26 protein-coding genes are annotated in these 26770 nt (G+C 64.9%); 6 read left to right on the top strand and 20 right to left on the bottom strand.

Annotated features, from left to right (window positions below; genetic code table 11):
• Positions 1-32: 32 nt before the first annotated feature.
• The 8 genes from UB48_RS15710 to UB48_RS15675 all read right to left on the bottom strand — a co-directional run bounded on the left by UB48_RS15710 (position 33) and on the right by UB48_RS15675 (position 11209).
• Positions 33-1775, bottom strand: coding sequence for an amidohydrolase (locus UB48_RS15710; RefSeq protein WP_045198666.1), 1743 nt, complete (start codon positions 1773-1775; stop codon positions 33-35).
• 81 nt (positions 1776-1856) lie between these two features.
• Positions 1857-2846 (bottom strand): LuxR C-terminal-related transcriptional regulator, encoded by a 990-nt coding sequence (locus UB48_RS15705; protein WP_045198664.1) that lies wholly within the window; start codon positions 2844-2846, stop codon positions 1857-1859.
• A gap of 109 nt (positions 2847-2955) precedes the next feature.
• Entirely contained in the window at positions 2956-5442 is a 2487-nt protein-coding gene (locus UB48_RS15700; protein ID WP_045198662.1) for a TonB-dependent siderophore receptor, read from the bottom strand.
• Between the two features lie 114 nt (positions 5443-5556).
• A complete protein-coding gene (locus UB48_RS15695; RefSeq protein ID WP_045198659.1) occupies positions 5557-6507 on the bottom strand; it encodes a FecR domain-containing protein in 951 nt (316 codons plus the stop codon).
• 3 nt (positions 6508-6510) lie between these two features.
• Positions 6511-7020: a sigma-70 family RNA polymerase sigma factor gene (locus UB48_RS15690; RefSeq protein ID WP_045198658.1), complete on the bottom strand. Its 510-nt coding sequence runs from the start codon at positions 7018-7020 to the stop codon at positions 6511-6513.
• Between the two features lie 36 nt (positions 7021-7056).
• Positions 7057-8247 (bottom strand): MFS transporter, encoded by a 1191-nt coding sequence (locus tag UB48_RS15685; RefSeq protein ID WP_045198657.1) that lies wholly within the window; start codon positions 8245-8247, stop codon positions 7057-7059.
• Between the two features lie 90 nt (positions 8248-8337).
• Positions 8338-10242, bottom strand: a complete 1905-nt coding sequence (locus tag UB48_RS15680) for a M14 family metallopeptidase (RefSeq protein ID WP_045198655.1) — start codon at positions 10240-10242, stop codon at positions 8338-8340.
• 73 nt (positions 10243-10315) lie between these two features.
• Positions 10316-11209, bottom strand: coding sequence for an AraC family transcriptional regulator (locus UB48_RS15675; protein ID WP_045198654.1), 894 nt, complete (start codon positions 11207-11209; stop codon positions 10316-10318).
• 176 nt (positions 11210-11385) lie between these two features.
• On the opposite strand from UB48_RS15675, the gene UB48_RS15670 reads away from it, so the two are divergent.
• A complete protein-coding gene (locus tag UB48_RS15670) occupies positions 11386-12438 on the top strand; it encodes an NAD(P)-dependent alcohol dehydrogenase (RefSeq protein ID WP_045198652.1) in 1053 nt (350 codons plus the stop codon).
• 5 nt (positions 12439-12443) lie between these two features.
• On the opposite strand, the gene UB48_RS15665 is transcribed toward UB48_RS15670, so the two are convergent.
• Positions 12444-12929, bottom strand: coding sequence for a DUF2199 domain-containing protein (locus UB48_RS15665; protein ID WP_045198650.1), 486 nt, complete (start codon positions 12927-12929; stop codon positions 12444-12446).
• Between the two features lie 188 nt (positions 12930-13117).
• On the opposite strand from UB48_RS15665, the gene mddA reads away from it, so the two are divergent.
• Entirely contained in the window at positions 13118-13867 is a 750-nt protein-coding gene (gene mddA / locus UB48_RS15660; protein ID WP_045198648.1) for a methanethiol S-methyltransferase, read from the top strand.
• A 72-nt stretch (positions 13868-13939) separates the two neighbouring features.
• Here mddA and ureG read toward each other — a convergent pair whose 3' ends face one another.
• The 9 genes from ureG to UB48_RS15615 form a co-directional block, all read right to left on the bottom strand.
• The gene (ureG, locus tag UB48_RS15655) at positions 13940-14563 is read right to left on the bottom strand and encodes an urease accessory protein UreG (protein ID WP_045198646.1); all 624 of its coding nucleotides are present in this window, start codon (positions 14561-14563) and stop codon (positions 13940-13942) included.
• A gap of 10 nt (positions 14564-14573) precedes the next feature.
• Positions 14574-15248 carry an urease accessory protein UreF gene (locus tag UB48_RS15650; RefSeq protein WP_045198643.1) on the bottom strand — a complete coding sequence of 225 codons (675 nt, stop codon included), beginning with the start codon at positions 15246-15248 and terminating at the stop codon, positions 14574-14576.
• Positions 15248-15793 carry a HupE/UreJ family protein gene (locus UB48_RS15645; protein WP_045198641.1) on the bottom strand — a complete coding sequence of 182 codons (546 nt, stop codon included), beginning with the start codon at positions 15791-15793 and terminating at the stop codon, positions 15248-15250. Before UB48_RS15645 ends, UB48_RS15650 begins: the two co-directional genes overlap by 1 nt.
• Before the next feature lie 22 nt (positions 15794-15815).
• The gene (gene ureE / locus UB48_RS15640) at positions 15816-16295 is read right to left on the bottom strand and encodes an urease accessory protein UreE (protein ID WP_045198639.1); all 480 of its coding nucleotides are present in this window, start codon (positions 16293-16295) and stop codon (positions 15816-15818) included.
• Positions 16296-16304: 9 nt separating this feature from the next.
• Positions 16305-18008, bottom strand: coding sequence for an urease subunit alpha (gene ureC, locus UB48_RS15635; protein WP_045198637.1), 1704 nt, complete (start codon positions 18006-18008; stop codon positions 16305-16307).
• On the bottom strand, positions 18005-18322 hold the full coding sequence (locus tag UB48_RS15630; RefSeq protein WP_045198635.1) for an urease subunit beta: 318 nt from the start codon (positions 18320-18322) through the stop codon (positions 18005-18007). Before UB48_RS15630 ends, ureC begins: the two co-directional genes overlap by 4 nt.
• A 9-nt stretch (positions 18323-18331) precedes the next feature.
• A complete protein-coding gene (locus tag UB48_RS15625) occupies positions 18332-18634 on the bottom strand; it encodes an urease subunit gamma (protein ID WP_045198632.1) in 303 nt (100 codons plus the stop codon).
• A gap of 9 nt (positions 18635-18643) precedes the next feature.
• Complete coding sequence (locus UB48_RS15620) at positions 18644-19477, bottom strand: urease accessory protein UreD (RefSeq protein WP_045198630.1); 834 nt, start codon at positions 19475-19477, stop codon at positions 18644-18646.
• A 253-nt stretch (positions 19478-19730) separates the two neighbouring features.
• Positions 19731-20306, bottom strand: a complete 576-nt coding sequence (locus tag UB48_RS15615; protein WP_045198628.1) for an ABATE domain-containing protein — start codon at positions 20304-20306, stop codon at positions 19731-19733.
• 187 nt (positions 20307-20493) lie between these two features.
• Between UB48_RS15615 and UB48_RS15610 the strand changes: the two genes are divergently transcribed.
• The 4 genes from UB48_RS15610 to UB48_RS15595 all read left to right on the top strand — a co-directional run bounded on the left by UB48_RS15610 (position 20494) and on the right by UB48_RS15595 (position 24066).
• On the top strand, positions 20494-21360 hold the full coding sequence (locus UB48_RS15610; RefSeq protein WP_045198626.1) for an alpha/beta fold hydrolase: 867 nt from the start codon (positions 20494-20496) through the stop codon (positions 21358-21360).
• Positions 21361-21469: 109 nt separating this feature from the next.
• A complete protein-coding gene (locus UB48_RS15605; protein WP_045198624.1) occupies positions 21470-22444 on the top strand; it encodes a quinone oxidoreductase in 975 nt (324 codons plus the stop codon).
• A gap of 18 nt (positions 22445-22462) precedes the next feature.
• The gene (locus UB48_RS15600; protein ID WP_045198622.1) at positions 22463-23383 is read left to right on the top strand and encodes a LysR family transcriptional regulator; all 921 of its coding nucleotides are present in this window, start codon (positions 22463-22465) and stop codon (positions 23381-23383) included.
• A gap of 143 nt (positions 23384-23526) precedes the next feature.
• A complete protein-coding gene (locus UB48_RS15595; RefSeq protein WP_045198620.1) occupies positions 23527-24066 on the top strand; it encodes a hypothetical protein in 540 nt (179 codons plus the stop codon).
• A 61-nt stretch (positions 24067-24127) separates the two neighbouring features.
• Here UB48_RS15595 and UB48_RS15590 read toward each other — a convergent pair whose 3' ends face one another.
• Together UB48_RS15590 and UB48_RS15585 are read right to left on the bottom strand one after the other, a co-directional pair.
• Entirely contained in the window at positions 24128-25945 is a 1818-nt protein-coding gene (locus UB48_RS15590; RefSeq protein ID WP_045198618.1) for an ABC transporter ATP-binding protein, read from the bottom strand.
• On the bottom strand, positions 25942-26760 hold the full coding sequence (locus UB48_RS15585; RefSeq protein WP_045198616.1) for an ABC transporter permease: 819 nt from the start codon (positions 26758-26760) through the stop codon (positions 25942-25944). The genes UB48_RS15590 and UB48_RS15585 overlap by 4 nt, the downstream gene beginning before the upstream one ends.
• Between the last annotated feature and the right edge of the window lie 10 nt (positions 26761-26770).

Genomic DNA, 26770 nt, shown 5'->3' with positions numbered 1-26770 from the left:
TTGTTGTTATGCGTGTGCGGGTAACGGCGCTGTCAGGACTCGCTGGCGTACACCTGCTTGCCGGCGAAGTAGGTCTTGAGCACCCTGGTGTCGAACAACTCCTGGGCGCTGACCTTGAACACATCGCGATCGAGCACGATCAGGTCGGCCTGCTTGCCGGGCGCCAGCGAGCCGATCTGCCGTTCCAGGCGCAGGGCCTTGGCGGCGTTGAGGGTGTAGGCCTGGAACATGACCTGGCGGTCGACACGTTCCTTGGCATTGAGCACACCCAGCGGGCCCTTGCGGGTCATGGCCTGGGCAATGGCATTCCACGGGTTGGGGCTGGACACCGGCCAGTCGCTGGCGCCGGCGATCAGCGCACCGGCCTGTTGCAACGAGTGCGCCGGGTATTGATAGGCGTAGCCCTGGGCACTGACGTAGGGTTTGACCAGCTCGACGGTGTAGTTTTCAGCGGTCGCCCAGAGCATCTGCATGGAGGCGATCACCCCCAGTTGCTTGAAGCGCGCAAAGTCCTTGGGGTCGACCATCTGCAGATGGCTGATGCTGTGCGCCAGCGGCTTGCCTTGCAGCGTGCGTGCATAGGCCACGCCATTGAGCGATTCGCGCACCGCCCGGTCACCGACCGCATGCATGTGCACAATCCAGTCGCGCTGCTCGGCCGCGGCCACCAGCTCGCCGAAATGCTGCGGCTCGATCAACAACTGGCCGTTCTTGTGGCTGTTGCTGTATGGGGTGATGACCGCCGCCGACTGCCCCGGATATTCGAGCACGCCATCGACAAACACCTTGATGCCCGGGAAACTCAGGTTGCGCACCCCCTCGAACTGCTTCACGACCTGGGCCAGCACCTCAAGGTCGGCCGGCCGGCTCTTGGGGTTGGTGATCATCAGCGCCGCGACATGGGCATTGAGCTCACCGCGCTCGGCCAGCGCCCGGTACAGCGGCAGCACGCCAACGGTTTGCGCCGTGGCCTTGAAATCGAATAGCGAATCGCCGCTGCCGGCATTGGCTGCGGCATCCATCCAGGCGGTGACGCCATACTGGTTGTTGACCCTGACCGCCTCGCGTGCGGCCTTGAGCATCACTTCCTGGCTGGCTGCGGGGATCTGGCTGCGGACCTGGTCCCAGCGCGCTTCGGCGAAGTAGCCGTTGGGGCTGAAGTCGGCCTCGTGGCCGACATAACTGCGGTCTTGCTCGGACAGGCTTTTGACCCACGCCGCGTCGATCTGCATACGCTTGAGCATGGCCTGGTTGGCCCAACCGGTATGGCCGTCGATGCCACTAAGCACCAGCGGCTGAGTGACCCAGCGGCCCTGGTTGAACAACTGGCCAAGTTCGCGACTGTTGTCCCAGTAGGCCGAACTCGCCCCGGCGACACTGATCACATCGCCAGCCTTGCCACGGCCTTGTTCGACCTCGGCAAGGATCCACTGCTCAAGCGCGGGCAGCGGCTTGACCTCATCCTGCAGGTTGGCGCCGAGGCTGTCGTAGGCCGCCACCACCGGGTGGCTGTGGCTGTCGATCATGCCGGGCATCAGCACCTTGCCGGCCAGGTCGATGCGTTGCGTATGGGCGTCGGCCAGGGCCTGGATCTGCGCATCGCTACCCACTTGCAGGACCTTGCCATCCTTGACCGCAACCGCCTGCATCAGGCCCTGGCCGGGTTCACCGGTGTAGACCTTGCCGTTGAACAGCACCAGGTCGGCGGCGGCCAGGGCCGGCAGCGAAGCACAGGCCAGGGCAGTGGCCAACAGCGTGGGGATCAATCGTTGCATTGCAGCGCTCTCTTGTTGTTATAGGGCTGGTGACACCCTATAGCGCGCAGCGCGGCAATGGACCTCTGCAAATGAGGAGGGTCAGGCGGTTTTTTCCGCCACCGGCATCGACAGGCGCAACGCCGCACCCAGCTCCACCTTGCTCTTGACCCCCAGTTGCACGTAGCAATTGCGCAGGTAGGTGCGCACCGTCGCCGGACTCAAGGACAGCATCCGGGCGATTTCCTTGTAGGAGTGCCCGGCGGCAAACAGCATGGCTGCGGTGCGCTCGCGGGGCGCCAGCAGCACCCCTGGCGCGGGTGCTTCCAGCGACACAATCACATGCTCGCCATTGGCGCTGAGGGTCAGGCTGCTGCGCCCGAGGCGCATCACGCACGGCGCCCTGGCCAGTTGCGCGCACACCTGGGGCGGCAGCAACGAGCCGCTCCAGCCCGGCAGCGCCTGCTCGATTGCCGCGCACACCCGCGCGCCCACATACAGCAAGCTGCCATCGAGACGGGCAATGGCGAAATCGGCAGCCGCGTTGCCGGTATCGAGACGGATCATGTCCTGCACCTGGAAGCGCCACAGTTGCAGCAGCTGCTCGCAGAAGGCGGCGAACAAGCCGTCTTCGCTTTCGCAAAAGGCAGCGTCGTGCTCGCCGCGGTACAGGCAGACGTAGAAGTTCAGGCCGCTTTGCGGCAGCTCGAAGGTAATGCACATCAGGTGATAGAGGTCGTAGCGGCGGGCGAAGACATTGACCGCCTCGTTGGGGTCGGTGAACTCGCTGTCGCGCACCACCTGCCCTGGCCGCGCCAGGGTGGTGTGGGCGAAACAGTCGATGCCGGCAACCTCGCTCCATTCGCGGGCAAAGGCCGGCGGCAGGTCGATGCGCCCGTGCATCCAGCTTTGCGGCGCAGCGGTTGCGCCAGCCCCAGACATCTCGCCCCACCAGGCCGAGGCAAACGGCACTATTGCGCGAAACGCCTGCAGGCCCTCGGCGATGAAATGCGAGCCGCCACCCTCGCGGGCCAAGCTCGCCAGTTGCAGGACACAACGATTGAACGCCTTGAACTGGGTACTGCTGAGCATTGGCCAACCCTGTTTGCTGCCGAACGGTGGCGCCGACAGTGACACAGGGGTGCAAGAGCGTCCAGCCCAGGGCCGCTATGCGGCCCATCGCCAGTGAGGCCGGCTCATATCACCAGTCGTAAGTCATTTCAAGCGACGCCACCCGCTCCTGCCCGTAGTAGCAGCCAAAGGAATAGTTGCAGTCCGAGACATACTCGCGGTCAAACAGGTTCTGCACGTTCAGGCTGGTCTGCAGCCCGCGCAGGCTTGGGTCGAGTTTGCCCAGGTCGTAGCGGATAGTGGTGTCGTAAACGACGAACGCCGGCACGTCGAAGGCGTTGGCCGAATCCCCCGGCTTGCGCCCGGTGTAGCGCGCGCCGGCACCGACGGTCAGGCCGTTGAGCGCAGCCTGGGTGAAGTGGTAGTCGGCCCACAGGGTAGCCGACACCGGCGCTTGCGCCTCGGAACGGTTGCCCTTATCGCCATAGTTGCTCTTGGTGTAGAACGAGTCGATGTAGGTGGCCGCCGCCAGCACGTCGAGGTTGTCGAGGCGGGTCTTGAGCTCGAGCTCGACACCGCGCGAGCGCACTTCGCCGTCCTGGCTTTCGTACTCAGGGTAGAGCTTGTCGCCGGTCTTGACGTTCTTCTGGGTCAGCTCGAACAGCGAGGCGGTGATCAGGGTCTTGTCCAGCGGCTGGTACTTGACGCCGATTTCATACTGCTCGCCCTCGGTCGGCTCAAAGGCCTTGGCGCCGCGCTGCGGGGCGCTGGTGCCGATGGTCGGCAGGAACGACTGCGAGTAGCTGATGTAAGGCGCCAGGCCGAACTCGGTGACGTAGGTCAGCCCTACCCGGCCGGTGAACTTCTGGTCGTTCTGCTCGGTGATGGTCCGCGCCAGCAGGTCCTTGTTTTCGACCTTGGCCCAGTCCTGGCGCCCGCCGACGGTGAGGATCCACTGGTCGAGCCTGATCTGGTCCTGCACATACAGGCCGGTCTGGCCGATGGTGTTGTCCCATTGGGTGGTCAGCTCCGGCACCACGTCGTCGGTGGGGTAGTTGCTCGGGTTGTACAGGTCGACCGGGGCCACGCCATAGGCATTGTAGCCGGTGTACTTGCGGTTGAAGCGGCGGTAGTCGAGGCCCACCAGGGTGGTGTGCTGCAGGCGGCCGGTGGCGAACTTGTACTCCAGGTTGTTATCGATGGTGTAGGCGGTGTTGTGCTGGCGCCAGTCGAGCTTGGTGCGGGTGGCGTGGGTCTGGTCGAGCACGCCGGTGTCGGCATCGCTGACGAAGCCGCGCAGGTAGAAACCCTTGTAGCGGTCGCGGATGTCGATGTAGCGCGCGGTCTGGCGGTACTTCAAGTCGTCGCTGAAGGCATGGCTGAAGTCGTAGCCGAGCACAAACTGGTCGCGCCGGTAGTCGTTGTAATGGGAGTCGCCGAGAAACGCATCGCGGTCGATGCGCTGGCCATCGGGGCCGCGGTCGAGCGAGCCGATTTTCGGCAAGGCCTGGTAATCGGCCAGGCCGTCATCGCGCTGCAGCTGGGCATACAGGGTCAGCGCGGTGTCTTCGTTAGGCGCCCAGGTCAGGCTCGGCGCCAGCAGCATGCGCTGGCTGTTGGTGTGGTCGAGCTGGTCGTTGCCCTTTTTCGCCACGCCCACCAGGCGGTAGCTGAGGGTCCCGGCTTCATCCATCGGGCCGCTCAGATCAATCGCGCCATTGACCCGGCTGTAGCTGCCCAGGCCGAACTTGACCTGGTTGCGCTGTTCGCGGGTCGGGCGTTTGGAGACCATGTTGACGATACCGCCCGGCTGGTTCTGGCCATACAGCACCGACGACGGGCCCTTGAGCACTTCGATGCGTTCGAGGGTGTAGGGGTCGATCTGCGGCGCACCGCCCAGGCTTCCGGCGTACGGCAGGTAGGCACCGTCCAGGTACAGCGGGGTCGGGGCGAAGCCGCGGCTGGTGATCTCGTCGGCAATGTTGTTGCGGTCGGTAAAGCCGTTGACGCTCAGGCCCGGGGTGTAGCGCAGGGCCTGGGTGAGATTGCGCGCGCCCTGGGTTTCGACCTGGGCGGCGGTGACCACGTTGACCGCCTGGGGGATTTCCAGGATCGGCGTGTCGGTCTTGGTGCCGGTGGCGCTGCGGGTGGCGACATAACCATCGACCGGCCCGTAGGCCGACTCGACCGCCTTGCCGTTGATGGCGGTGGCGTCCAGCTGCACGCTGGCGTCATCGCCCGCCCCTGGCAGCAGCGAGTAGCTACCGCTGTCCTGGCGCAGCAGTTGCAGGTTGCTGCCGGCCAGCAGCTGGCGCAAGCCGGCCTCGACGCTGTAGCGGCCATGCAAGCCTGGCGATTGCAGGCCACGGGTATCGGCCGGCTGGAACGACACGGTGACCCCGGCGCTGGCGGCAAAGCGGGTCAGCGCCGACTCCAGGGAGCCGGCGGGAATGTCGAACTGGCTTTCGACGCGGGTCTCGGCCCAGGCCGGCGCAGCGGCCATCAGGCTGGCGCCGGCGCCTGCCAGGGCCGAGCCGAACAGCGCGGCCTGAATGGCACGGCGCAAAGGGGTGAGTGTGCGCAGGTTGCGCGTGGAGTGTGGATTACAAAGGGACATGCAGTTTCCTTTCGCCCGTTGGCAGTGGTGGTGGCGTCTGAGGCGCCTCTACCTACAAGTCGAATGAGAATCTGAATCAACACCCCCCTTGTGAAAATAATTTTCTGCTGCGTTTCAGGCCGCTTCGACCCTGACCCAGTAGCGGCTGAACTGGCGAATACGCACCGGCAAGGTGCTGCTCAGGTTGGCGAGAATAGGGTCGCTGTTGGCCAACTGGAAGGCCCCGGAAATTCTCAGGCCGGCCACCGCCGGGTGGCACCCCAGGTGCCCGGGGCGGTAGCGCTGCAATTCGTTGATAAAGTCGTCCAGGCGCCAGTCGTGCACCACCAGCAGGTCGCGCAGCCAGGCGTCGGCCTCGGGGTTGGCGGGTTGCAACGGGCTGATGCTGGCGCGCTCAAAGCTCAGTTGCTGGCCGGCCTCGACCCGCACGGGGGTGAGCAGATCAGCGCTGCAACGCACTTGCACGGCATGCTCCTGCACGCTCACCCGGGTGCGCCCGGCGTCGCGGCGTACGATAAAACGCGTGCCCAGCGCGCGAATGCTGCCTTCGCCGGTATGCACGATGAAGGGCCGGGCCAGGGCATCTTTTGCCGTTTCGATGAGGATCTCGCCGCTGAGCAGGCGCAGTTCGCGCAGCTGCCCGCTGTAGTGAATATCCACCGCGGTAGCGGTGTTCAGGTGCAACTGGCTGCCATCCTGCAGGCCTATGCTGCGCCGCTCGCCGGTGCCGGTGCGCTGGTCGGCGATCAAGGCCGGCAACGGCGTGGTCTGCCAGGCCAGGGTCCCTGCCCCGCCCGCGGCCAGCAGCAGCGACAGCACCTTGAGCACTTCGCGGCGCTTGGCCTGGGCGCTGGCCAGCAGCGGCCGGGCAACGCCAGCACTGACCTGAGCAAAGGTGCCTTGTACCCGCTGCAAGCGCTCCCAGGCCTGGCGGTGGCGCGGATCACCGGCCAGCCACTGCTGGTGGGCAAGGCGGGTAGCCGGGTCTGGCGCTTCGCAGCGCAGTTCGACGAACCAGTGGGCGGCCGCTTCGAGGGTGGCGCGATCCAGGCGCTGGGCGCTCACCGCTCAGTCCTCGGCCAGCAGCAGGCAATGGGTCAGGGCGCGCACGGCGTGTTTCTTCACCGTGTTGACCGCGAGGTTCTGGCGCCGGGCGATTTCCACGTAGCTCAGGCCGTCGAGCTGGGCCATGAGAAAGATCTCGCGGGTCTTGCGCCCCAGACCGTCAAGCATGGCGTCGATTTCCATCAGCGTCTCGATCACCAGGGCGCGGGTTTCCGGCGAGATGTCGAGCAGCTCCGGGCGTGCGGCGAGGGTTTCGAGGTAGGCCTGCTCCAGTGCGCGGCGGCGGAACAGGTCGATCATCAGGCTGCGCGCGACGGTGCTCAGGTAGGCCCGTGGCTCACGCAACTCCGGGGCCTTGCGCTGGGTCATGACGCGGATGAAGGTGTCCTGGGCGAGGTCCGCGGCATGCTCGCGGCAGCCCAGGCGCTTGCGCAGCCAGCCGCACAGCCACGGGTGATGCGCCTCATACAGCGTGTGAACAGCGAGTTGCAGCGAAGGGTCAGCGCTGGACATGGAGGCGGCCTGGGCAAAGTTATCTGGTAATGAATCTCATTCATTATAGTTAGATCCAAATTTGCCAGGCAAGCCGCAATGCAGTTGCCGCTCCACCCACCAGGACAGCGGCAGGGTCAGCAGCAGGAGTGCCGCCAGGCTGATCACCGCCGTGGTGATGCCGGCGCTATCGCCAACAGCGCCAAACACCACCGGTGCCAGGGCGCCGCCGCCGATGGTGCCGGTGTAGAACAGGGCAAAGGCCTGGTCGCGCCTGCCCGCCCCCGCCAGCTCCGGCACCACGCCGTAGAGCACCGAAGAGGTGCCATTGAGCACCAGGCCCAACAGCGGCAACAGCACCAGCATCGGCGTCAGCGGCAGGTACAGCATCGACACGATCAGCAGCGCAGTGAGCGACTCGGTGCACCACACGGTTTTCATCATGCCGATACGTGCGCCCAGGTAGCCGCACAGCAGCTTGCCGAAGGCGCCGCCGACGAACAGCAGCATCAGCGCCAGGCCGATACCGGCGGAGCCTGCGCCCTTGGCTTGCAGCAGAAACGGCAGAAAGGTGAGAAAGCCCATGCGTACCGCACTGTCGAGGGTGCCGGTGAGCAGCAAGGCGGCCAGGCCGCTGGCGGAGTCGCTGCCAACAGCAATCACTGCTTTGCGCACGCCCGGCGCCGCCGACGGCTGCGGCGCGATCAGCCACCAGAGCAGCGCAGCGGCCGCAAGGCCAAGGATGCCCAGCACGGTGACGCTGGTTTGCCAGCTGGTCACCACCAGCAACAGGCCGACTCCGGCGGGCACCAGCATCTTGCCGATATCACCGGCAAAGTTGTAGTGCGCCAGCGCCTCCTTGACCTCGCCGCCGGCCTCATGACTATCGCTGACCAACGACGATGCCAGCGGGTGCTGGGTACTGGCACCGAGGCCGCCCAGCAACAAGGCGAACAGCAGCATACCCAGGCCCCCGGCCTGCCCGGCCACCAGGTAGGCCAGCCCGGCCAGGGCGGTACCGCCGACCAGCAGACGCTCACGGCCCCAGCGTTTTGCCGCGCGGCTGGCCAGCAATTGCAGGCCAGCCATCATCCCGGCGTAGGCGCCACGCAGCAGGCCGACCTGGGCGAAGCTCAGGGCAAACTGCGCCTGCCACAGCGGCAGCAAGACGTAGATGACATCGGTGAGGCCGTCGTGCACGGCGTGGGCCATGCTGGCGGCAATCAGTGAACGACGACGGGTGTTCATGCATAAAGGCTCGGGCGGGAAGACCAGAGCCTTTATAGATCACGGTTTTTGCGTATGACCAATACCGTTTTCAGACCGATCGATACCGGTTCAGTACACCGCCCCCACCGGATAGACAAAGGCATTGACGTCATAGAACGGCGTACGTTGGTAGAACCAGTGCAAGCGTGCGCTGGGGCTGGCGGCGAAGGCCTTGTCACCCTTGAGCTTGCTGTCGAACTCGGCCTTGAGCTCGGGGCTTTCGGCGAGCATCTTGCGCGCCATCGGCTCCATCACGTATTCCTCAGGTTCTTCCGCCGCCACAAGGGTCGCATTGAAAAAGCCCCAGGCCCAGAACGAGTCGGGGCTTTCGGGGTACAGCAGGTTGACCGCCAGCACGCCCAGCGGCTGGTCGGTATCGATCACCACCGAGCCGGCCGGGAAGGTCTGCAAGCGCTCCAGCGGCTTGGCCACGCCACTGACCAGCAAGCGCCCTTCGTAGCCCGGGATCTGGTTGACCTGGGTGCGATCGGGCTCGAAGCCCCCCGCCACTTTTACCTGGTCCATGCGATACAGGGTGACGGCAATCGGCGTCGGCTTGTCGAGGGTGGTCATGTGGATGCCATGGGCCTTGAGCCGGGCAATCACCTCGCGCCACTGGCCCGGCACCACATACTGTTTAGGCCGTTTGACCACCAGGTCGGGCTCGGTGTTGCCCGTCACCGGCACGCTGAGCTTCTTCGGCGTGTTGCTCCAGACGAGGGTCCTGGCACCGGTGATCGGCGACTGCTCATAGCGATAGTCACCGACAGTAAAGGCGGTGCTCTGGGCCTTGCCCGGTTTCCAGGTGAGGGTCACCTGCTCCTGGGCTTCGAGGCGTTCGCGGTCCTGGCGGATGGCTTCGCCAAGCGACGTGGCCTGGTCGCCAATCACCTGGAACATGCTCTTGAGCATCACGTAGTTGCCCAGCACCTGGGTTTGATACGGGTGCAAGGCGTGCTGCTCGATGAGGATCGACGGCACGTTGCGGATGTCGCCGTACTGGTTGGAAAAGCGCGCGTAGTCGGTGCGGTACGGGTAGTAACCCTGGGTCGGGTCCTGGTTGCTGTTGAGGCTGATGCATTCATGCACCACATGGCCGTCGGCCTCCAGCGCCTGGTACACCGGTGCGCGCATGACCTTGTCGATCCAGGCGCTGCTGGCCGGCGACCAGCCGTTGCCATTGTGGCAATAGGAGCTGTCGTAGGGGTACATGGCGCCGTCGGTGGAATGGGTGTCGGCAAAAAAGCTCAGCTGGTAGGTGTTGAACACCCAGGCGACGTTGCGGATCTCGGCGCTGTCGAGCTTGGTGAAATCGCGGTTGAGGTTGTAGTTCAGGCCGTTGACCCGCCAGCCGGTTTCATCCGGGCCGTTCTGGTTGATGCGCCCGTAGGCGCTGCGGCGCAGGTCGCCGTCGACATTGACGGTAGGGATGAAAAGGATGTTGACCTTCTCCAGTAACGCAGCCAGCGGTTTATCGCCAGTGGTCATGTCGCGCAGGAGCATGAACATCGCGTCCTTGCCATTGGCTTCGCCGGGGTGAATCTGGGCTTCGACGAAAATCGTCGGCTTGCCCGACTCGTTGAGCCCGGCCGGCGACTTGTCGACCTCAAGGGAAGCGATGGCCATCAGCATCGGGTGGCCTTCGGCGCTTTTCTCCGGCAGGTCGTTGAGCACGATGCTGCCCCCGGAGGCGGCGGCCAGGCGGGTCATGTAGGCACGAGTTTCGTCGTAGTTGCTGGTCTGGCGAAATTCGCTCGCCTCGGCCTGGGTGATCAGCGGGTTGTCCGGCCTGGCCAGGTAACGGGTGCTGGCCAGGGTCTGGGCGAACATCGGTGGCAGGATGCGCTGCTTGGCAGCCGGGGAATACAGGCTATCGTCGATATACGACGGCGCGCTGGGCAACGCCGCCGGGGCTTGCACGGCAGCGCCCAGCAACAGCGCGACAACGAGGGGCTGCAAAAGCGGGTGTTTCATGATCGATCCCTGTCATGAGAGGCAGGTGCCCACCTTAAACCACAATGTGTAAGCAGACGAGAGCCAGGCCGGGTCACAGATACGGCTGTTCTTCCCCCGGGCTGCGCTGGAAATGGCGCTTGTACTCGCGGCTGAACTGCGAGGTGCTCTGGTATCCCACCCGGTGCGCCGCCTGGGCCACGCCCATGCCCTCACCGATCAGCATCTGCTGGGCCTTGAGCAAGCGCAGGCGCTTGAGGTACTGCATCGGCGACAGCAAGGTGCTGCGCTTGAAGTGCTCGTGAAAGGTCGAGGCGCTCATGTTCGCGCACGCCGCCAGCGCTTCGACGCTCAGCGGTTCGGCATAGTGCTCGCGCAAGTAGCTGAGCGCCGCCGCGATGCGGGCAAAGTGGCCCTGCTGCTCGACCAGTGCCCGCAACACCCCGGCCTGCGGCCCGCGCAAGGCCACATACAGCACCTCCCGCACCCGCGCCTGGCCCATTACCTGGCAGTCCAGCGGGTCGAGCAGGCAGCGCAGCAAACGCTCGACGCTGTCGCGCATGGCCTCATCCAGCGCCGCCGAGGTCATCGACTCCGGGGTTTGCGCCGTGATCGCCCGGTCTGGCGCCAGGCCCATGCTCTGCACCAGCTCCCCGAGCACGCCGCGGTCGATGGCCACCGACACCCCCAGCAGCGGCTCCTGTTCGGTGGCAAAGGTCTCACACATGAACGGCACCGACAGCGCCTGCACCAGGTAATGCCCGGCGCCGTATTCCAGGGTACGCGGCCCAAGGCGCGCCAGCTTGCTGCCCTGGGCGAGGATCATCAGGCTCGGTTCGTAAATCTGCGGGCTGCTGGCCACGTAGTGACTGGCCGACAGCACCTGCACCTGGGCAAGTGGCGTGTCGACAAAACCCGGGCGCAGCGCCAGGGAGCGGATCAGGGTACAGAGGGTGGCGTTGGCATCGGAGTGGCGAGTGAGCTGCATGAAAAACCGCACGGAGGATTGGACACTGACATCATCGCAGCTTCGCGGCCAGGCGCCAGAGTCCGGCGACCAAGTACGGAGTTTTAGGCATGACTGGCGGAGGAATGACGATAGGCGAGCCGACGCTGGATGCGCAGAATGCGCAGCCTTCACCGATCACCGTTTATTGAGGCCCTATGTACACAGCCATCGGTTACGCCGCCCAGTCCGCCACCACGCCCCTGGCGCCCATGACCTTCCAGCGCCGCAGCCCGCGCGCCGACGATGTGGCGATCGAGATCCTCTACTGTGGCGTGTGCCACTCCGACATCCACCAGGCCCGCAACGAGTGGGGCATCGCCGTGTATCCGCTGATGCCCGGCCACGAGATCGTCGGCAAGGTCACCGCCGTCGGCGCCAAGGTCAGCCGCTATCAGGTCGGTGACCTGGTGGGCGTGGGCTGCATGGTCGACTCCTGCCGCCACTGCGAAGCCTGCCAGGCGGACCTGGAGCAATACTGCCTGCAAGGCCCGACCATGACCTACGCCACCCCCGACCGGGTCGACGGCAGCAACACCATGGGCGGTTACTCCAGCAGCATCGTCGTCAGCGAGCACTTTGTCGTGCGCATTCCACAAGGCCTGGACTTGCCCAGCGCGGCGCCGATCCTCTGCGCCGGCATCACCACCTACTCACCGCTCAAGCATTACGGGGTCAAGCCCGGTGACCGCGTGGGCATTCTCGGCATGGGCGGCCTGGGCCATATGGGCATCAAATTCGCCAAGGCCATGGGCGCCGAAGTCACCCTCTTCACCCGCTCGCCGGCCAAGGCCGAAGAAGCCCGGCGCCAGGGGGCTGACCACGTGATCGTGTCCACCGATGAGGCGCAGATGCGCGCCGCGGCCGAGCGTTTCGATTTTCTTCTCGACACCATTCCGGTCCAGCACGACCTCAACCCCTACCTGCAGACCTTGAAGTTCGACGGCGTACACATTCTCGTCGGCCTGATCGAGCCGGTCGACCCGGCGCTGCACGCCGCCAACCTGGTAATGAAGCGCCGGGTGCTGGCCGGCTCGCTGATCGGCGGCATCGCCGAAACCCAGGAAGTGCTGGAGTTCTGCGCCGAGCACGGCATCAGTTGCGACATCGAGATGCTCGATATCGGTAACATCAACGAAGCCTTCAGCCGCATGATCGCCGGCGATGTGAAGTACCGCTTCGTCATCGACATGGCCACGCTAAAGGCCTGAGTCTGTCAGGCAAACACCTGGCTGTACTCGTGGGCGCGGTGCAGGGAAATGCCCTTGGCCTGCTCCACCGCCAATGGGTGGCTGCTGGCGGCCAGGGTCACGCTGGGGCGCGAGGTCGGGCCGCTCAACTGCAACCGGCCTTCAAGCCCCAGGGTTTCTGCCAGGGTCGGAATACTGTTGGCCAGGCGCACGGGAAAAGGCGGCTCGGCGGCCTGGTGCTCATCGCGCCAGAGCTCGCAGACGCGCTCGAAATCCGCCGGCTGCAGTTCGACCCAGATACCGATGCAGTAACTATCGTTGATTTGCGCCACGGCCAGCGGCAACAGTGCCCGCAAAAAAAACCGCTCGCCGGCGATCACGCACCAGTCGTTGCTTTCCCTGACCTTGCTCTGGCGTTCCTCGGCGGCTAGCGCGAACAGCGCATCCGGGCGCCGAAACGCAAGTTCCCCCAGTTCATCGCCGTGGTCGTTACCGCACTGACTGCACATCATCAAAGCTGCCTCCTGCACCGGATTGATTGGTTAAGGGGCGCGACTCTAGCAGGCTCGCCGGGCAAAGTTGAGCTGCGGCTGATTGCCCCACCGGGTCTGGCAGCCGTTGTACTGGTCTAGGGTTAAGGGTTCAGCCGTTGCACCCCACCTGAGCAGGACGTTCAGGTGCTGACTCAAAGGAACCCCTCATGGACGAGATCCCCCTGCTGCGCAAATGCCTCGGCTTGCTCTATAGCCTGGTCTGTTACCTGTTCTCCATGCTGGTGCTGGCGTACTTCGTGGGCTTTATTGGCCCCCCGGAAGTGCCCAAGGACATCAACTCCGGCCCGCCGACCGCCTGGTACTTCGCGGTGCCGATCAATGTGCTGCTGATCAGCCTGTTCGCCCTGCAGCACAGCGGCATGGCGCGCAAGGGCTTCAAGCAGTTCTGGCTGCAGTGGGTCGCGGCGCCCATCGAGCGGGCCACCTATGTGCTGTTCAGCAGCCTGGCGCTGAGCCTGCTGTTCGTGCTCTGGCAACCGATTCCCCTGACCCTGTGGGATGTCCAGGCGCAACCGGCCCGCGGGCTGATCGAGGCGCTCTACTGGCTGGGCTGGATCATCCTGGTGCTGGCCACCTTCCTGCTCAGCCACTTCGAACTGTTCGGCCTCAAGCAGGCGTTCGACGCCTTTCGCCCACACCCCGGCGAAGCCAGCGCCTTCAAGACCCCCTGGCTGTACCGGCTGGTGCGCCACCCGTTGTACCTGGGCTTTGTCATGAGCTTCTGGGCGACGCCGCACATGACGGTTGGCCACTTGCTGTTTGCCGGGGTGAGTACCTTGTACATCCTGATGGGCACGCTGCTGGAGGAGAAGGACCTAGTGCAGTTGTTTGGCGAGCAGTATCGGCAGTATCAGCGCAAGGTCGGGATGTTGTTGCCTTTTGTGGGGCGCAGATAGATTGATCGCGGGGCAAGTCGAGGCGTCGCACCGCCGCTCCCACAGGATTGCGCGGCCCCGCGATGCTTTTGGCTACACCGACACTTTCAACATCCCCCGCTCGACGATGAAATCAATCACCCGCTGCAAGCCCTGCCCGGTCTTGAGGTTGGTGAAGGCCCAGGGCCGTTCCGGGCGCATGCGCCAGGTGTCCTTTTCCATCACCTCCAGCGAAGCGCCGACATAAGGCGCCAGGTCGATCTTGTTGATCACCAGGAAATCCGACTTGGTGATCCCCGGCCCGCCCTTGCGCGGGATCTTCTCGCCTTCGGCGACGTCGATCACGTACACGGTGAGGTCGGCCAGCTCCGGGCTGAAGGTGGCGCTGAGGTTGTCGCCGCCGCTCTCGACGAAGATCACTTCGAGGTTGCCGAATTTGCGCGCCAGCTCTTCCACCGCCGCCAGGTTCATCGAGGCATCTTCGCGGATCGCGGTGTGCGGGCAGCCGCCGGTCTCCACCCCGACGATGCGCTCGGGGGCCAGGGCGCCGGCCTCGGTGAGGATGCGCTGGTCTTCCTTGGTGTAGATGTCGTTGGTCACCACGGCGATTTCATAGTGGTCGCGCATGGCCTTGCACAGCGCTTCAAGCAGCGCGGTCTTGCCGGAACCGACCGGGCCGCCGACACCAACGCGCAGGGGTTGCTGATAACTTTGCATGGGGCTTTCCTCAGGAGCGGAACAATCGGGTGTATTGGGTTTCGTGGCGCGCCGAGGCAATCGCCAGCAGCGGCAGGCCGCCGCCAAGCTGGTCATCGTCCAGGGCCAGAGCAGTTACCAGCACAGCGGGCAAGGTTTCGCTCAGGTCACGCAACAGGGTCTGCGCTGCTTGCTGGCCGAACGGCACCAGCTTGACCCCGGCCATCACCGCGCCTTCGAGCCAGGCATAGCCGTGCGCGAGGGCCAGGTCAGCCAAGGGGATATCCCAGTGCACGCCCAGCCAGGCCATACCGCCGAGTTGGCTGAGCTCAAGCGAACTGCGCCATTGGGGTGCCTGGCCCAGTTGCCAGCCGTCGAGCAAACGGGTCAGGGCCTTGCCGCGCTGGCGTTCTTCCAGGCGCAGTTCGGCGGTTTCGCGGTTGGCCAGTAAAAACCGGCTCCAGCGCGCGAAGGCTTCGGCGTCATCCGCCAGGCAAGCCTGGTACAAGCGCGCCAGCAGCGGCCAGTCGAGGTGGCACAGGGTGTCTTCGATCTGCTGGCGTTGCCAGGCGCGAAAGCCTTCGGCGCCCTGCACCCAGCCGGCCTCCACCGCCCACTCCAGGCCTTGCGAGTAGGTAAAGCCGCCTACCGGCAGGCTGGGGCTGGCCAGCTGCATCAGGCGCAGCAGCTTCAGGTTGCTGCTCATCAGCCGGCCAGCACCAGCGCGGCACCGGCCAGCAGGCCGCCACCGAAGGCTTTCTGCAGGCCGGTGTGCCGACGCAGCAGGCAACCCCCGGCAAAGCCTGCCAGCAACAGCAGGCCACTGACCGTGACGAAGCCTGCGCTGAACACCCAGAACGCACCCGGGCTGGCTTCAACGCCGTGGGCCCAGCCGTGGAACAGGGCAAACAGCGGCATGGCCAGGGCCAGCAGCACCTGGCGGCTGGGCAGCAGCAACGCGGCAGCGGCCACCAGCAGCGAGCCGATGATCATCTGCTCCATGCCGATCACACCGCCGAACACATGGCCCATCAGCGCCCCGCCGAACATCGCCCCGAGGGTCAGCAACGGCAGCGCCAGGGTACGCCCGGTCAGCGCCGCGAGCACCCCGGTGCCAAGCAGCATGAGCAAGTGATCGAGGCCGGTCAGCGGGTGCAGCAAACCATCCTGCAGCGGATTGGCATCATGGCCGGGGTGGGCAAAGGCCGGAAGCGCAACCAGCAGCAACGCGAGGGTGACGAGTTTTTTCATGGGACAATCTCCTTATCGACAATCAGTGGTGAGCGACGCGAACGAACAAGTGGTTACTGTGGGCATGGCTGTGCGGGGCACTCTGGTAGGCCCCGGCTTCAGGCTCGAACGGTGCTTGCTCGACCGTTACGTCAAGGCCCAGGCCACGGACCATTTCATCCAGCACATGGTCGTGCTGATAGCGCAGCAGGCCGGCCTCGATCTGCAGCGGCACATGGCGGTTGCCCAGGTGATAGGCGGCGCGGGTCAGCAACAGTGGATCGGCACAGCGCACGCTGGACACCTGCTCGGCCGCCGCCAGCACGCGAATCACCTCGCCGCCCTGCGCTTGGCCAAGCAGCTCGCCACCGCGCAGCAACTGCCCGCGTTCGAGCATCAGGCCGGCCTCGCGGCCATCGTCGAGGGTGACGCGCACGCGGCTCTTGATCCGCGTATCGACAGTGAGGGTGACGGTGCCGCTTACCGTAGCGGCGTCGCTCAGGCGACGGGTCAACAGGATCATCTTCGCTCCTTAAAACAGAAAATAACGCTGGGCCATCGGCAACACCGTGGCCGGTTCGCACACCAGCAGTTCACCGTCGGCGCGCACCTCGTAGGTTTGCGAGTCGACCTCGATCATCGGCAACAGGCCGTTATGGACCATGTCGCCCTTGCGCACTGTGCGACAGCCCCGGGCCTCGCCGATCAGGCTCTGCAGCCCCAGTTGCCGGTGCACGCCACGCGCGATCGCCGCCTGCGACAGGAAGGTCATGCGCGTGGCGTGGCGTGCCGCGCCAAGGGCGCCGAACATCGGCCGGTAGTGCACCGGTTGCGGGGTCGGGATCGAGCCGTTGATATCGCCCATCGGCGCCATGGCGATCATCCCGCCCTTGATCACCAGCGCAGGCTTGACGCCGAAGAACGCCGGGGCCCAGAGCACCAGGTCGGCGAGCTTGCCGGCCTCCACCGAGCCCACTTCATGGGCGATGCCATGGGTCAGCGCCGGGTTGATGGTGTACTTGGCGATGTAGCGCTTGACCCGGAAGTTGTCGCTGCGCGCGGTATCCGGCGCCAAGGGGCCACGGCGTAGTTTCATCTGGTGCGCCACCTGCCAGGTGCGCAGCACCACTTCGCCGACCCGGCCCATGGCCTGGGAGTCGGACGAAGTCATCGAGAACGCGCCCAGGTCATGGAGGATGTCTTCGGCGGCAATCGTCTCGCGGCGGATACGCGACTCGGCAAACGCCACGTCCTCGGCAATGCTCGGGTCCAGGTGATGGCAGACCATGAGCATGTCCAGGTGCTCGTCGACGGTGTTCTGGGTGTAGGGCAAGGTCGGGTTGGTCGAGGACGGCAGCACATTGGCAAAGGCCGCGGCGCGGATGATGTCCGGCGCATGGCCACCGCCGGCGCCTTCGGTGTGGAAGGTATGGATGGTGCGATCGCCAATCGCCGCCAGGGTGTCCTCGATACAGCCCGACTCGTTGAGGGTGTCGGTATGGATCGCCACCTGCACGTCGTGCTCTTGCGCCACGCCCAGGCAGCAGTCGATGGCTGCCGGGGTCGAACCCCAGTCTTCGTGCAGCTTCAGGCCCACGGCGCCGGCTTCGATCTGCTCGCGCAAGGCTTCGGGCCGCGAGGCGTTGCCTTTGCCCAGCAGGCCGATATTGATCGGCAGCTGGTCGGCGGCCTGGAGCATGCGCGCCAGGTACCAGGGCCCGGAGGTGCAGGTGGTGGCATTGGTGCCGGTAGCAGGCCCGGTGCCGCCGCCAATGAAGGTGGTAATGCCCGAGGTCAGCGCCTCTTCGACCTGCTGCGGGCAGATGAAGTGGATGTGCGAGTCGATGCCGCCAGCGGTGACGATCTTGCCTTCGGCGGCGATCACTTCGGTGCCCGGCCCGACGGGCAAGGTCACTCCCGGTTGCACATCGGGGTTGCCAGCCTTGCCGACACCGACGATGCGCCCGTCCTTGATGCCGATGTCGGCCTTGACGATGCCCCAGTGGTCGATGATCAGCGCGTTGGTCAGCACCAGGTCCAGGGCCTGCGCGGCGAGCATCTGGCCCTGGCCCATGCCGTCGCGGATGACCTTGCCGCCGCCGAACTTGACCTCCTCGCCATAGATCGTGAAGTCCTTCTCGACCTCGACCCACAGCTCGGTGTCGGCCAGGCGTACGCGATCGCCCACCGTCGGGCCGAACATGTCGGCATAGGCCCTGCGCGATATGCGGCTCATGCCTGATTCTCCAGCTTGCCCATGACCTTGCCCTGAAAGCCGTAGACCTCGCGCTTGCCGCGGTACGGCACCAGCGGGACGGTCCGCGCCTGGCCCGGTTCGAAACGCACGGCGGTGCCAGCGGCGATGTCCAGGCGGTAACCTCGGGTCGGCTCGCGCTCGAACACCAGGGCGTTGTTGACCTCGAAAAAGTGATAGTGCGAGCCGACCTGCACCGGCCGGTCGCCGTGGTTGGCGACGGTGACGCTGATCACCTCAAGGCCGGCGTTGAGTTCGATGTCGCCGTCGGCAACCTGTATTTCTCCGGGAATCATCCTGCGCTCCTAGACGATCGGGTCATGGACGGTGACCAGCTTGGTGCCGTCGGGAAAGGTCGCTTCCACCTGCACATCGGCGATCATCTCGCTGACCCCGGCCATCACCTGGTCACGGCGCAGCACCTCGCGGCCGAGGCTCATCAGCTCGGCAACGGTGCGCCCGTCGCGGGCGCCTTCCATCACCGTGGCGCTGATCAAGGCCACCGCCTCCGGGTAGTTGAGCTGCAGGCCACGGGCCAGGCGCCGTTCGGCCAGCAATGCGGCGGTGAACAGCAGCAGTTTGTCTTTCTCTCGCGGGGTCAGCTCCATGGCGTTCTCTCAAGTGGCCCAGATCCGCGGCGGGCATGGCGCCAGGCCGACCACGGCGGGTCGCAAGGCGTGCCAGAGCCGCTGCAGGGTAAGTTGCAGGCGTTGGTTGTCGTGATCGAGCAGGCGTACCACCAGCAACTGGCCAAGCAGGGTCGCGCCGGCCGGGGCGCCCAGGTCTTCAAGCAAGGCGCGGCTCTGTTCAAGCAGTTCGCTGCTGGCCGGATAGGCGCAAAAGGTTGCTTGCAGCGGCAAGCCGGCGACTTTGTCGAGCTGACCACCGTCGATGCGCAGGCGTTCGTGCAGGCCCGGGTCGTCGGCCACTTCGATGTGCAGACGACTGTCGACGGCGCCGTGACTGAAGGTTTCGGCCATCACCGGGCGGCCCAGGCACAGGGTTTCCCAGGCCAGCAGGCGCGCGCCAGGCGCCAGGGTAAAGCGGTTTTCCAGGCGCACGCGGGCGCCGGCAAAACAGATGTTGCCCTGGGGCAGCCATTCGAGCGTGCTGTTTTCGGCCAGGTAAAAATGCTGCTGGAGGATCGAGGTCGGGCCGCCGCTGCGGTAGAACTTGGTCGCTCCGGGCATGGTCAGCAGCGCATGGCTGCCGGGCTCCAGGTGCACATCGAGCAGCAGTTTGTCGCCGCCGACCACGCCACCCGGCGGATGCAGCACGTAGACGTGGCACGGCGCGCCTTCGGGATAGAACGGCCGCTGCACCAAAAGAGGACCGAAATGGCGCCGCGCACCAATACAGGTCCTGCTCTCGCCCCGAACGAAACGCAGCCGCAGCTCGGCGCGCCAGCCGGCATCTGCGGTGTCCAGGTCGGGGGTTGCGGGGAGCGACATGCCTCAGGTTCCAGTAAACGCTGCACCAACTCGGCGACAGACGCATTTGCAAGAAACAACCTACGCGCTCAAGCGAATCCAGCGACTTGCAGGTTTGACCAATCGATCAGTAATCGATAGCTGAGGCAAAGCACATAGCGGGCCAAGATGGCGCGCTGGAGGGGTTTGATTAAACAGCCGGCATGCACCGGTTTAGCGCTGTGTGCTTGCCGCGTGTTTAAACCCGGGCATCAGACCATGCCTACAACGGCGGCTATTCCTGACGCAGCCGCTTGCGGTGCTCGGCAACTTTATGCCGGTTGCCGCACACCGCCATGCTGCACCAGCGCCGTCGGTGCGACTTGGTGCGGTCGTAGAACCAGAGGATGCAGTCCGGGTGTTCGCAGGTCCTGACCAGGCTGAAGTCGCCACCGGCCAGCAGCTCGGCCGCTTGCTCGGCAAGCGGCGCCAGCAGTTGCTCGGGCGAACGCCGCTCGGCCACCCGCAGCAGTTTCGGGTTGGCGTCCTGGTCCCACACGAGTTGCCCGTGGCTGGCGCCCTGGGCCAGGAAGCGGTTGAGGATCGCCGGATCGCCGCGCTCGCCCGCCTTGCGCTGCTCGACCAGGTCGCGCAGCGCTTCACGCAAGGTGACTGCCGCCGCCAGCAAAGCGCCCTTTACCAGGCGCGGCATCGCCTGCGGGTGCAAGCCCAGGCGCTGCAGCCACGCCAGCACGTCGGCATCGCTGCGCCAGAAATCGGTGCGCTGGCCGTCGACGATGGCGACGGTGTTGAGCATGTCCAGCACCGGGTGGTCGGCAAGGACATAGGGTTCGGTGATGGCGTCGGTCATGGCCGTTCTCGGCAGCGGGCGTTGCTCCATGGTAACCCTTATTCTCAGCATTTCAAGTTACACGGCCGATCATCACTGCACCTTGGCAACCTCTTAAATTGTATTTGACAGGTTACAAACTCCATGCAAGATTTGTTTGCGCAGTAACCTAATAAATCAATTTACCCGGTTACAGAGGATCAGTCCGATGAGCACTCCTGCCCCAACCGTGCGCTACCAGTTCGTCGACGCCGACGGCGTTCGCGTGTTCTACCGTGAAGCCGGCGAGCCCGGTGCCCCGGTGTTGCTCCTGCTGCATGGCTTCCCCAGTTCATCCCATCAGTTTCGCGACCTGATCCCGCTGCTGGCCGCGCACTTTCATCTGATCGCCCCGGACCTACCGGGTTTCGGCTTCACTGAAGTACCGGCCGAGCGCGAGTACCGTTACAGCTTCGATGCCCTGGCGCAGACCCTGGGCGCCTTTGTCGATGTGCTGAACCTCAAGCGCTATGCAATGTATGTGTTCGACTATGGCGCGCCCACCGGCCTGCGCCTGGCCGTGGCGCACCCTGAACGGGTTACCGGCTTCGTCTCGCAAAATGGCAATGCCTATCTGGAAGGGCTGGGCGATGCCTGGGCGCCGATTCGCCAGTACTGGGCTGACCCGTCGGCGGCCAACCGCAAGACCGTTGGCGATGCGGTTCTGCATCTGGAAGGCACTCGCTGGCAGTACCTGCATGGCGTGGCGGATCCGAGCCTGGTCGCACCCGAGTCCTTCAGCCTCGATGCGCTGTTGCTGGAGCGTGCGGGCAACAAGGAGCTACAGCTCGACCTGTTCCTCGACTACGCCAACAACCTTGAGCGCTACCCGCAGTTCCAGGCGTTTTTGCGCGAGTACCAGGTACCGTCGCTGATCATCTGGGGCAAGCACGACCCGTTCTTCATTCCACCGGGGGCCGAAGCCTATAAACGTGACAACCCCAATGCCGTGGTGGAGTTGCTGGACACCGGCCACTTTGCCCTGGAGACCCATGCGCCGCACATAGCCCGGCGGATTATCGAGGTGTTGGGCTGAGCATCAACCCGTGCCTCTTGTGCAGCAATGATCTGCAATCAGTCCGATTGCTGCGTCATGACCCGATCAATACCCTTGAGCACACCCACTGTGCTCCAGGAACCCGATCATGGTCATGCAAATCCGCCTTACGCAAACCGGCGCCCCCGCCGTCCTGCAGCTCGTACAAAGCACCGCGCAAGCACCCGGCCCCGGCGAGGTCTGGCTTGAACAGGCGGCGATCGGCGTCAACCCGCTGGACGTCAGCCAGCGCAAAGGCGATGTGCCCATCGCCCTGCCCTGCGGGCTGGGCCTTGAGGGCGCCGGAACGGTAGCGGCAATCGGCGCCGGCGTCAGCGGCTTGGCTGTCGGCGAGCGCGTCGGCTACGCCACCGGCCCCCTGGGCGCCTATGCCAGCGCCCGACTGTACCCCGCCGAGCGGCTGGTGAAACTGCCCGATGATCTTGGCCTGGAACAGGCCGCCGCCGTGCTGTTCAAGGGCATCACCGCCCATTACCTGCTTCACAGCACGTACCCGGTCGGGCCCGGCACGCGGCTGATGATCTACGGCGCCGCCGGGGCCCTGGGGCAATTGCTGGTGCCCTGGGCCAAGCACCTGGGCGCATTTGTGATTGGCGTGGTCTCCAAGCCGGAAAGTGTCGCCCGCGCCCGTGCCGCCGGCTGTGATCAGGTGCTGGTGTTCGACGCCGCGACCCTCGCTGCGCAGGTGCTGGATATCACTCAAGGGCGCAAACTCGACGTGGTCTACGACCCGATTGGCCGGCTGTCGTTCGAGGCCTCACTGGACAGCCTGCGCCCGCGCGGCTTGCTGGTGTCCTGCGGCATGGCCTCGGGAGCGCCGCCAGCCATCGAGCTGAGCACACTCAACGCCAAGGGCTCGTTGTTCATCACCCGGCCGTCGCTGGCGGCGCACACGGCAAGCGCTGGCGAGTACCAGCAGCGCGCCGGGGAGGTGCTGGCAGCGCTGGCGGCAGGTATCATTCGCGCGCAGATCTGGCAGCGTTATGCCCTGGCCGACGCCGCACTGGCCCATGACGACCTGCAACAAGGACGCTCACAGGGCGCAATCATCCTCACGCCCTGACCTACCGAGGTAACCGCGATGGACCCGTTCGACAGTCGCCAGGCCGATGAGCTTGCCACCCTCCTGGCGCTGTTCGAGCACGGCTCGTTTGCCGCTGCCGGGCGCACGCTGCAGCGCCACCCGTCGGTGCTGTCCAAACGCCTGGGGGCCCTGGAACAGCGCTTAGGCATTCGCCTGGTCGAGCGCACCACCCGCCAGTTGCGCTTCACCGACGAAGGCGCACGCCTGGTCGAGCGCCTGCGCCAGGCCGCCAGCCTGATCAGCGAGGCCGAGCGCGAAGCCGCCGAAGGTGCGACCCTGGTGCGCGGGCGCCTGCGTATCGCCCTGCCCTCGTCCATGGGCCGGCTGTGGCTGAGCCCGATGCTTGCCGAGTTTGCCCTGGCGTTTCCCCAGGTGCAGCTTGAGACCGAATACGCCGAACGTTTTGTCGATATCGTCGCCGAAGGCTTCGATGCGGCGATCCGCATTGGCGAGCTGGCCGACAGCCGCCTGGTGGCGCGCAAGCTCTGTGAGCACCGGCGTATCCTCTGCGCAGCGCCAGCCTACCTGCAACAGCACGGCCAGCCGCAAACCCCGGCCGACCTCGCCGGGCATAACTGCCTGGGTTTTACCGGCCTGCGTTCGTACCCGGAGTGGCGACTGACAGGCTTTGGTCAGCAGCAGACGGTAAAAGTGCGCGGCTCGCTGGTCAGCAACGACAACGAAGCGCTGCTGACCGCCGCCCGGGCCGGGGTTGGCATCCTTGCCGGCGGTGACTGGCTGATGCAGCACGACCTCGACAGCGGCCGCCTGCTGCGGGTGCTGCCCGACTGGCAGCTGGATGCCGACGCCGGCATTTACCTGGTGCGCCCCGGCGCCCGCTACAACAGCGCCGCGACCCTCGCCTTCAAGCAGTGGATCGAGGCGCGCTTCAATGATGGAGCGCCGTGGAGAGCGTAAGTAACCAGACTAACTTTCATTGACTTATAACAAAAAAATAAGCAACAAATTCTAAAACGATATCAATACCTATCATTTTTGTCAGTTCCCTCAGACCGGCGAGCGCTGCATGCTTCTGGGACGTCACCCAGGGAGCAACACACATGTCCAATTCATTTATTGCAACACTCTACGGAAAAATTGACGACAACAAACTGAGTCGTGTTCCCGTAACGTTGAACCGATTCGACGAGGTTGAAACCTCCACCCCGGGCAAAAACTTTGCAATGCAAGCGGGGTACAGCCTGATTGATCAAGACTGGCTCACGCTTAACCCCAGAGATCCGCAACCCGTCGAGCTCATTTTTGAATACCAGACCAGTAACAATAAATATAAAATTAAAGTAAACACCGGCACTTACAAAGACAGAACGATGAGCATCAGTAAATCGGGTTACGTAGGTGCGTACAATAACCCGGGCGGCGATTACGTTTTTTTTGAACTACAGCTCAATGGCCAACGCGTCCTTGGTGAGTCGCTTGGCACGACAACCGAGCGCATCAAAATTCTGAACAACAACGGCGGCGCATTGCAGATGTTCAAAGGCCATCATTATGAGTACCCAAACCAATGGAATTACATTACAGATTGCGATGGCTGGGCGCAGATTGAATTCTACCTCACTATAACCAAGCGGATTTAGATACGTGCAAAACTTACAGCATGGGCTGCTCATTGGCTCACCCGTAGCAGCCCATGACCTCTTACAGCCTCGGAGTATGAAACACTAAATTTTTGGTGTAGCTGTTCGCGGGGCGCTCCAGCACTTCTTCTACATCACCCTGCTCGACAATCTGCCCTTCCTTGATCACCACCACCCGATCGGCAATCGCCCGCACCACCCCCAGGTCGTGGGTGACGAACACCAGGGTCATGCCCTCACCTTGCAATTGCTTGAGCAACGCCAGGATCGCCGCCTGCACCGAAACGTCCAGCGCCGAGGTCACTTCATCGCAGATCAGCACGCTGGGTTCGCACACTAGCGCGCGGGCAATCGCCACCCGCTGGCGCTCGCCACCGGAGAGGTGATGGGGGTACTTGTCAGCCACCGAGGCGGGTAAGGCCACCCGCTGCAGCGCCGCCTCGATACGCGCCCGGCAGGCCTGGCCCTTGAGTTTGAAGAAGTGCTCCAGCGGCGCCTGCAGGCACTGGGCCACGGTCTGCCGGGGATTCAGGGCGCGGTACGGGTTCTGAAAAACATACTGGATGCGATGTCGGCTGGCGCTGGGCCGCTGCCGGGCCAGCAGGCTCAACGGCTGGCCGTCGAAACGCAGCTCACCGCTGGCGTTGTCGCCAAGGCCTGCCAGGGTGCGGGCCAGGCTGGTCTTGCCCGAGCCAGACTCGCCGACCACCGCCAGGCATTCGCCTGCCTGCACGTCGAGGGCCAGGTCGAACAGCACCTGGCGGTCGTAGCTGAGGTTCAGATTGCTGATCGCCAGCAGCGGTGCCTGATCGGCGCGAATCGCCCGAACCTGTAGCGCCGCGATCGGTGCTGGTGCCTCAAGCTGCGGATGCAGGCAAGCGACCTGTTGCTGCGCCTCGAGGGCTTGCAAGCCCGGCTCGGCCTGTTCACAGGCAGCCGTTCGCCGTGGGCAGCGCGGCGCAAACGCGCAGCCATGGGCACGCTGGCCCGGCGCCGGGGCATGGCCGGGAATTGCTTGCAGCGGGTGCTGGCGGGCAACGTCTGGAATCGCCGCCAGCAAGCCCAGGGTGTAAGGGTGGCTGGGGCGGGCGAACAGCCGTTGGCGGCTGGCGACTTCGACGATGCGCCCGGCGTACATGACCATCACCCGGTCGACCAGGTCCTTGATCACCGCCAGGTCGTGGGACACGTACACCGCCGCCACACCCTGCTCCTTGCACAGCCGGCGCAGGGTTTGCAGGATGTGCGCCTGGGTGCTGACGTCCAGCGCCGTGGTCGGCTCGTCGAGGACGATCAGCCGTGGACGCAACACGAAGGCCAGGGCGAGCATCACCCGCTGTTGCTGGCCGCCAGACAACTGATGAGGGAAGCGCCGCAGGAACTCGGCGTCGCCCGGCAGGCCGACGTCTATCAGGGTCTGCTGCAGGCGCTGTTGCTGCGCCGGCTTTGCCAGTTGCGGTTCGTGGGCGTGCAGGGTTTCCAGCAACAAGCGGCCGATGCGCAGCGCCGGGTTGAGGGCTTGCGCCGGGTCCTGGGCGACGTAGCCGATCAGCCCGCCACGGGCCTGGCGCAGGGCTTCGCCGCGCAGCTCAAGGAGGCTGACGTCGGCGACCGCGATCTGCCCGGTGGCAATCCGTGCACCGCGCCGGGCGTGGGCCAGCAAGGCGGTGGCCAGGGTGGTCTTGCCCGAGCCGGACTCACCGACCAGGCCGAGGATTTCACCGGGGGCCAGGCTGAAGTTGATGTGGTCGATGATGTCGGCGCTTGTGTTGAGTTCAACCCGCAGGTTTTGCACCCGCAGGGCCGGCTTTTCGCGGGTCAAGCTCGCTCGTGCCACTGTGGGAGCGGGCTTGACCCGCGATGGCGCATAGGAATTCATCGGCGCTCTCCCGCGCTGTGCCGGGCAATGCCTTCGGCGAATATGTTGGTGCCGTAGGCGAACACCCCGATCAGCAGCGCCGGGGCCAATACCGCCCAGGGCTGAACCAGCAGGCCAGCCTGGTTTTCATTGATCATCAGGCCCCAGTCGGCAGCCGGCGGCGCCACGCCGTACCCCAGGTAACTGAGGCCCGAGAGCATGCCGATGCCCCAGGTGAGCATGTTGCCAAAGTGCACCAGCAACGGCGTGAGCACGTTGGGCAGGATCTCGCGCACAAGGATGCGCGTGCGCGAAAAGCCCATCATCTGCGCCGCCTCGACGAACTCCTGGCTGGCCACCGCTACCGCGCTACCCCGGGCCAGTCGGATCACCCCGGGGGTGAAGGCAATGGCCACGGTAAGCACGATCAGCCACGGCGCGCGGCCGAGCATCGAGACGATCAACAGCACCAGGATCAGGTCGGGGAACGCCAGCCAGACATCCGCAAGCCAGGTGATCGCCTGGTCCAGGCGCTGGCGCGACAGACCGGCCAGCAGACCCAGTACGGTGCCGACGACCAAAGCAATCGCAGCTGCCGCCAGCGACATCCACAAAATCGACAGGCCGCCATTGAGCAACCGCGACAGCACGTCATGGCCAAGAAAATCATGGCCCAGCGGCGCATCCGTTGCCGGCGCGCCGTACACCCCGCCGACCATGTCGGTGGGCGCATGGGGCGCCAGCCACGGCCCGAGCAGGGCCAGGAGGACAATGGCCAGGGTCACCAGGGCGCCGCGGCGAATCTGCGGCTCACGCCACCAGCGTGAATTGAACATGGGCGATTCC

Source organism: Pseudomonas sp. 2(2015) (assembly GCF_000955865.1).
Classification (GTDB): Bacteria; Pseudomonadota; Gammaproteobacteria; order Pseudomonadales; family Pseudomonadaceae; genus Aquipseudomonas.
The sequence above is the reverse complement of the archived record's forward strand: the minus strand, read 5'-3'. Positions and strand labels throughout refer to the sequence as shown.

Bases quoted from the DNA above. Each gene is read 5' to 3' on its own strand.
- UB48_RS15710 (WP_045198666.1), bottom strand. From the start codon at position 1,775: ATGCAACGATTGATCCCCACGCTGTTGGCCACTGCCCTGGCCTGTGCT.
- UB48_RS15705 (WP_045198664.1), bottom strand. From the start codon at position 2,846: ATGCTCAGCAGTACCCAGTTCAAGGCGTTCAATCGTTGTGTCCTGCAA.
- UB48_RS15700 (WP_045198662.1), bottom strand. From the start codon at position 5,442: ATGTCCCTTTGTAATCCACACTCCACGCGCAACCTGCGCACACTCACC.
- UB48_RS15690 (WP_045198658.1), bottom strand. From the start codon at position 7,020: ATGTCCAGCGCTGACCCTTCGCTGCAACTCGCTGTTCACACGCTGTAT.
- UB48_RS15685 (WP_045198657.1), bottom strand. From the start codon at position 8,247: ATGAACACCCGTCGTCGTTCACTGATTGCCGCCAGCATGGCCCACGCC.
- UB48_RS15680 (WP_045198655.1), bottom strand. From the start codon at position 10,242: ATGAAACACCCGCTTTTGCAGCCCCTCGTTGTCGCGCTGTTGCTGGGC.
- UB48_RS15675 (WP_045198654.1), bottom strand. From the start codon at position 11,209: ATGCAGCTCACTCGCCACTCCGATGCCAACGCCACCCTCTGTACCCTG.
- UB48_RS15670 (WP_045198652.1), top strand. From the start codon at position 11,386: ATGTACACAGCCATCGGTTACGCCGCCCAGTCCGCCACCACGCCCCTG.
- UB48_RS15665 (WP_045198650.1), bottom strand. From the start codon at position 12,929: ATGATGTGCAGTCAGTGCGGTAACGACCACGGCGATGAACTGGGGGAA.
- mddA (WP_045198648.1), top strand. From the start codon at position 13,118: ATGGACGAGATCCCCCTGCTGCGCAAATGCCTCGGCTTGCTCTATAGC.
- ureG (WP_045198646.1), bottom strand. From the start codon at position 14,563: ATGCAAAGTTATCAGCAACCCCTGCGCGTTGGTGTCGGCGGCCCGGTC.
- UB48_RS15650 (WP_045198643.1), bottom strand. From the start codon at position 15,248: ATGAGCAGCAACCTGAAGCTGCTGCGCCTGATGCAGCTGGCCAGCCCC.
- UB48_RS15645 (WP_045198641.1), bottom strand. From the start codon at position 15,793: ATGAAAAAACTCGTCACCCTCGCGTTGCTGCTGGTTGCGCTTCCGGCC.
- ureE (WP_045198639.1), bottom strand. From the start codon at position 16,295: ATGATCCTGTTGACCCGTCGCCTGAGCGACGCCGCTACGGTAAGCGGC.
- ureC (WP_045198637.1), bottom strand. From the start codon at position 18,008: ATGAGCCGCATATCGCGCAGGGCCTATGCCGACATGTTCGGCCCGACG.
- UB48_RS15630 (WP_045198635.1), bottom strand. From the start codon at position 18,322: ATGATTCCCGGAGAAATACAGGTTGCCGACGGCGACATCGAACTCAAC.
- UB48_RS15625 (WP_045198632.1), bottom strand. From the start codon at position 18,634: ATGGAGCTGACCCCGCGAGAGAAAGACAAACTGCTGCTGTTCACCGCC.
- UB48_RS15620 (WP_045198630.1), bottom strand. From the start codon at position 19,477: ATGTCGCTCCCCGCAACCCCCGACCTGGACACCGCAGATGCCGGCTGG.
- UB48_RS15615 (WP_045198628.1), bottom strand. From the start codon at position 20,306: ATGACCGACGCCATCACCGAACCCTATGTCCTTGCCGACCACCCGGTG.
- UB48_RS15610 (WP_045198626.1), top strand. From the start codon at position 20,494: ATGAGCACTCCTGCCCCAACCGTGCGCTACCAGTTCGTCGACGCCGAC.
- UB48_RS15605 (WP_045198624.1), top strand. From the start codon at position 21,470: ATGGTCATGCAAATCCGCCTTACGCAAACCGGCGCCCCCGCCGTCCTG.
- UB48_RS15600 (WP_045198622.1), top strand. From the start codon at position 22,463: ATGGACCCGTTCGACAGTCGCCAGGCCGATGAGCTTGCCACCCTCCTG.
- UB48_RS15595 (WP_045198620.1), top strand. From the start codon at position 23,527: ATGTCCAATTCATTTATTGCAACACTCTACGGAAAAATTGACGACAAC.
- UB48_RS15590 (WP_045198618.1), bottom strand. From the start codon at position 25,945: ATGAATTCCTATGCGCCATCGCGGGTCAAGCCCGCTCCCACAGTGGCA.
- UB48_RS15585 (WP_045198616.1), bottom strand. From the start codon at position 26,760: ATGTTCAATTCACGCTGGTGGCGTGAGCCGCAGATTCGCCGCGGCGCC.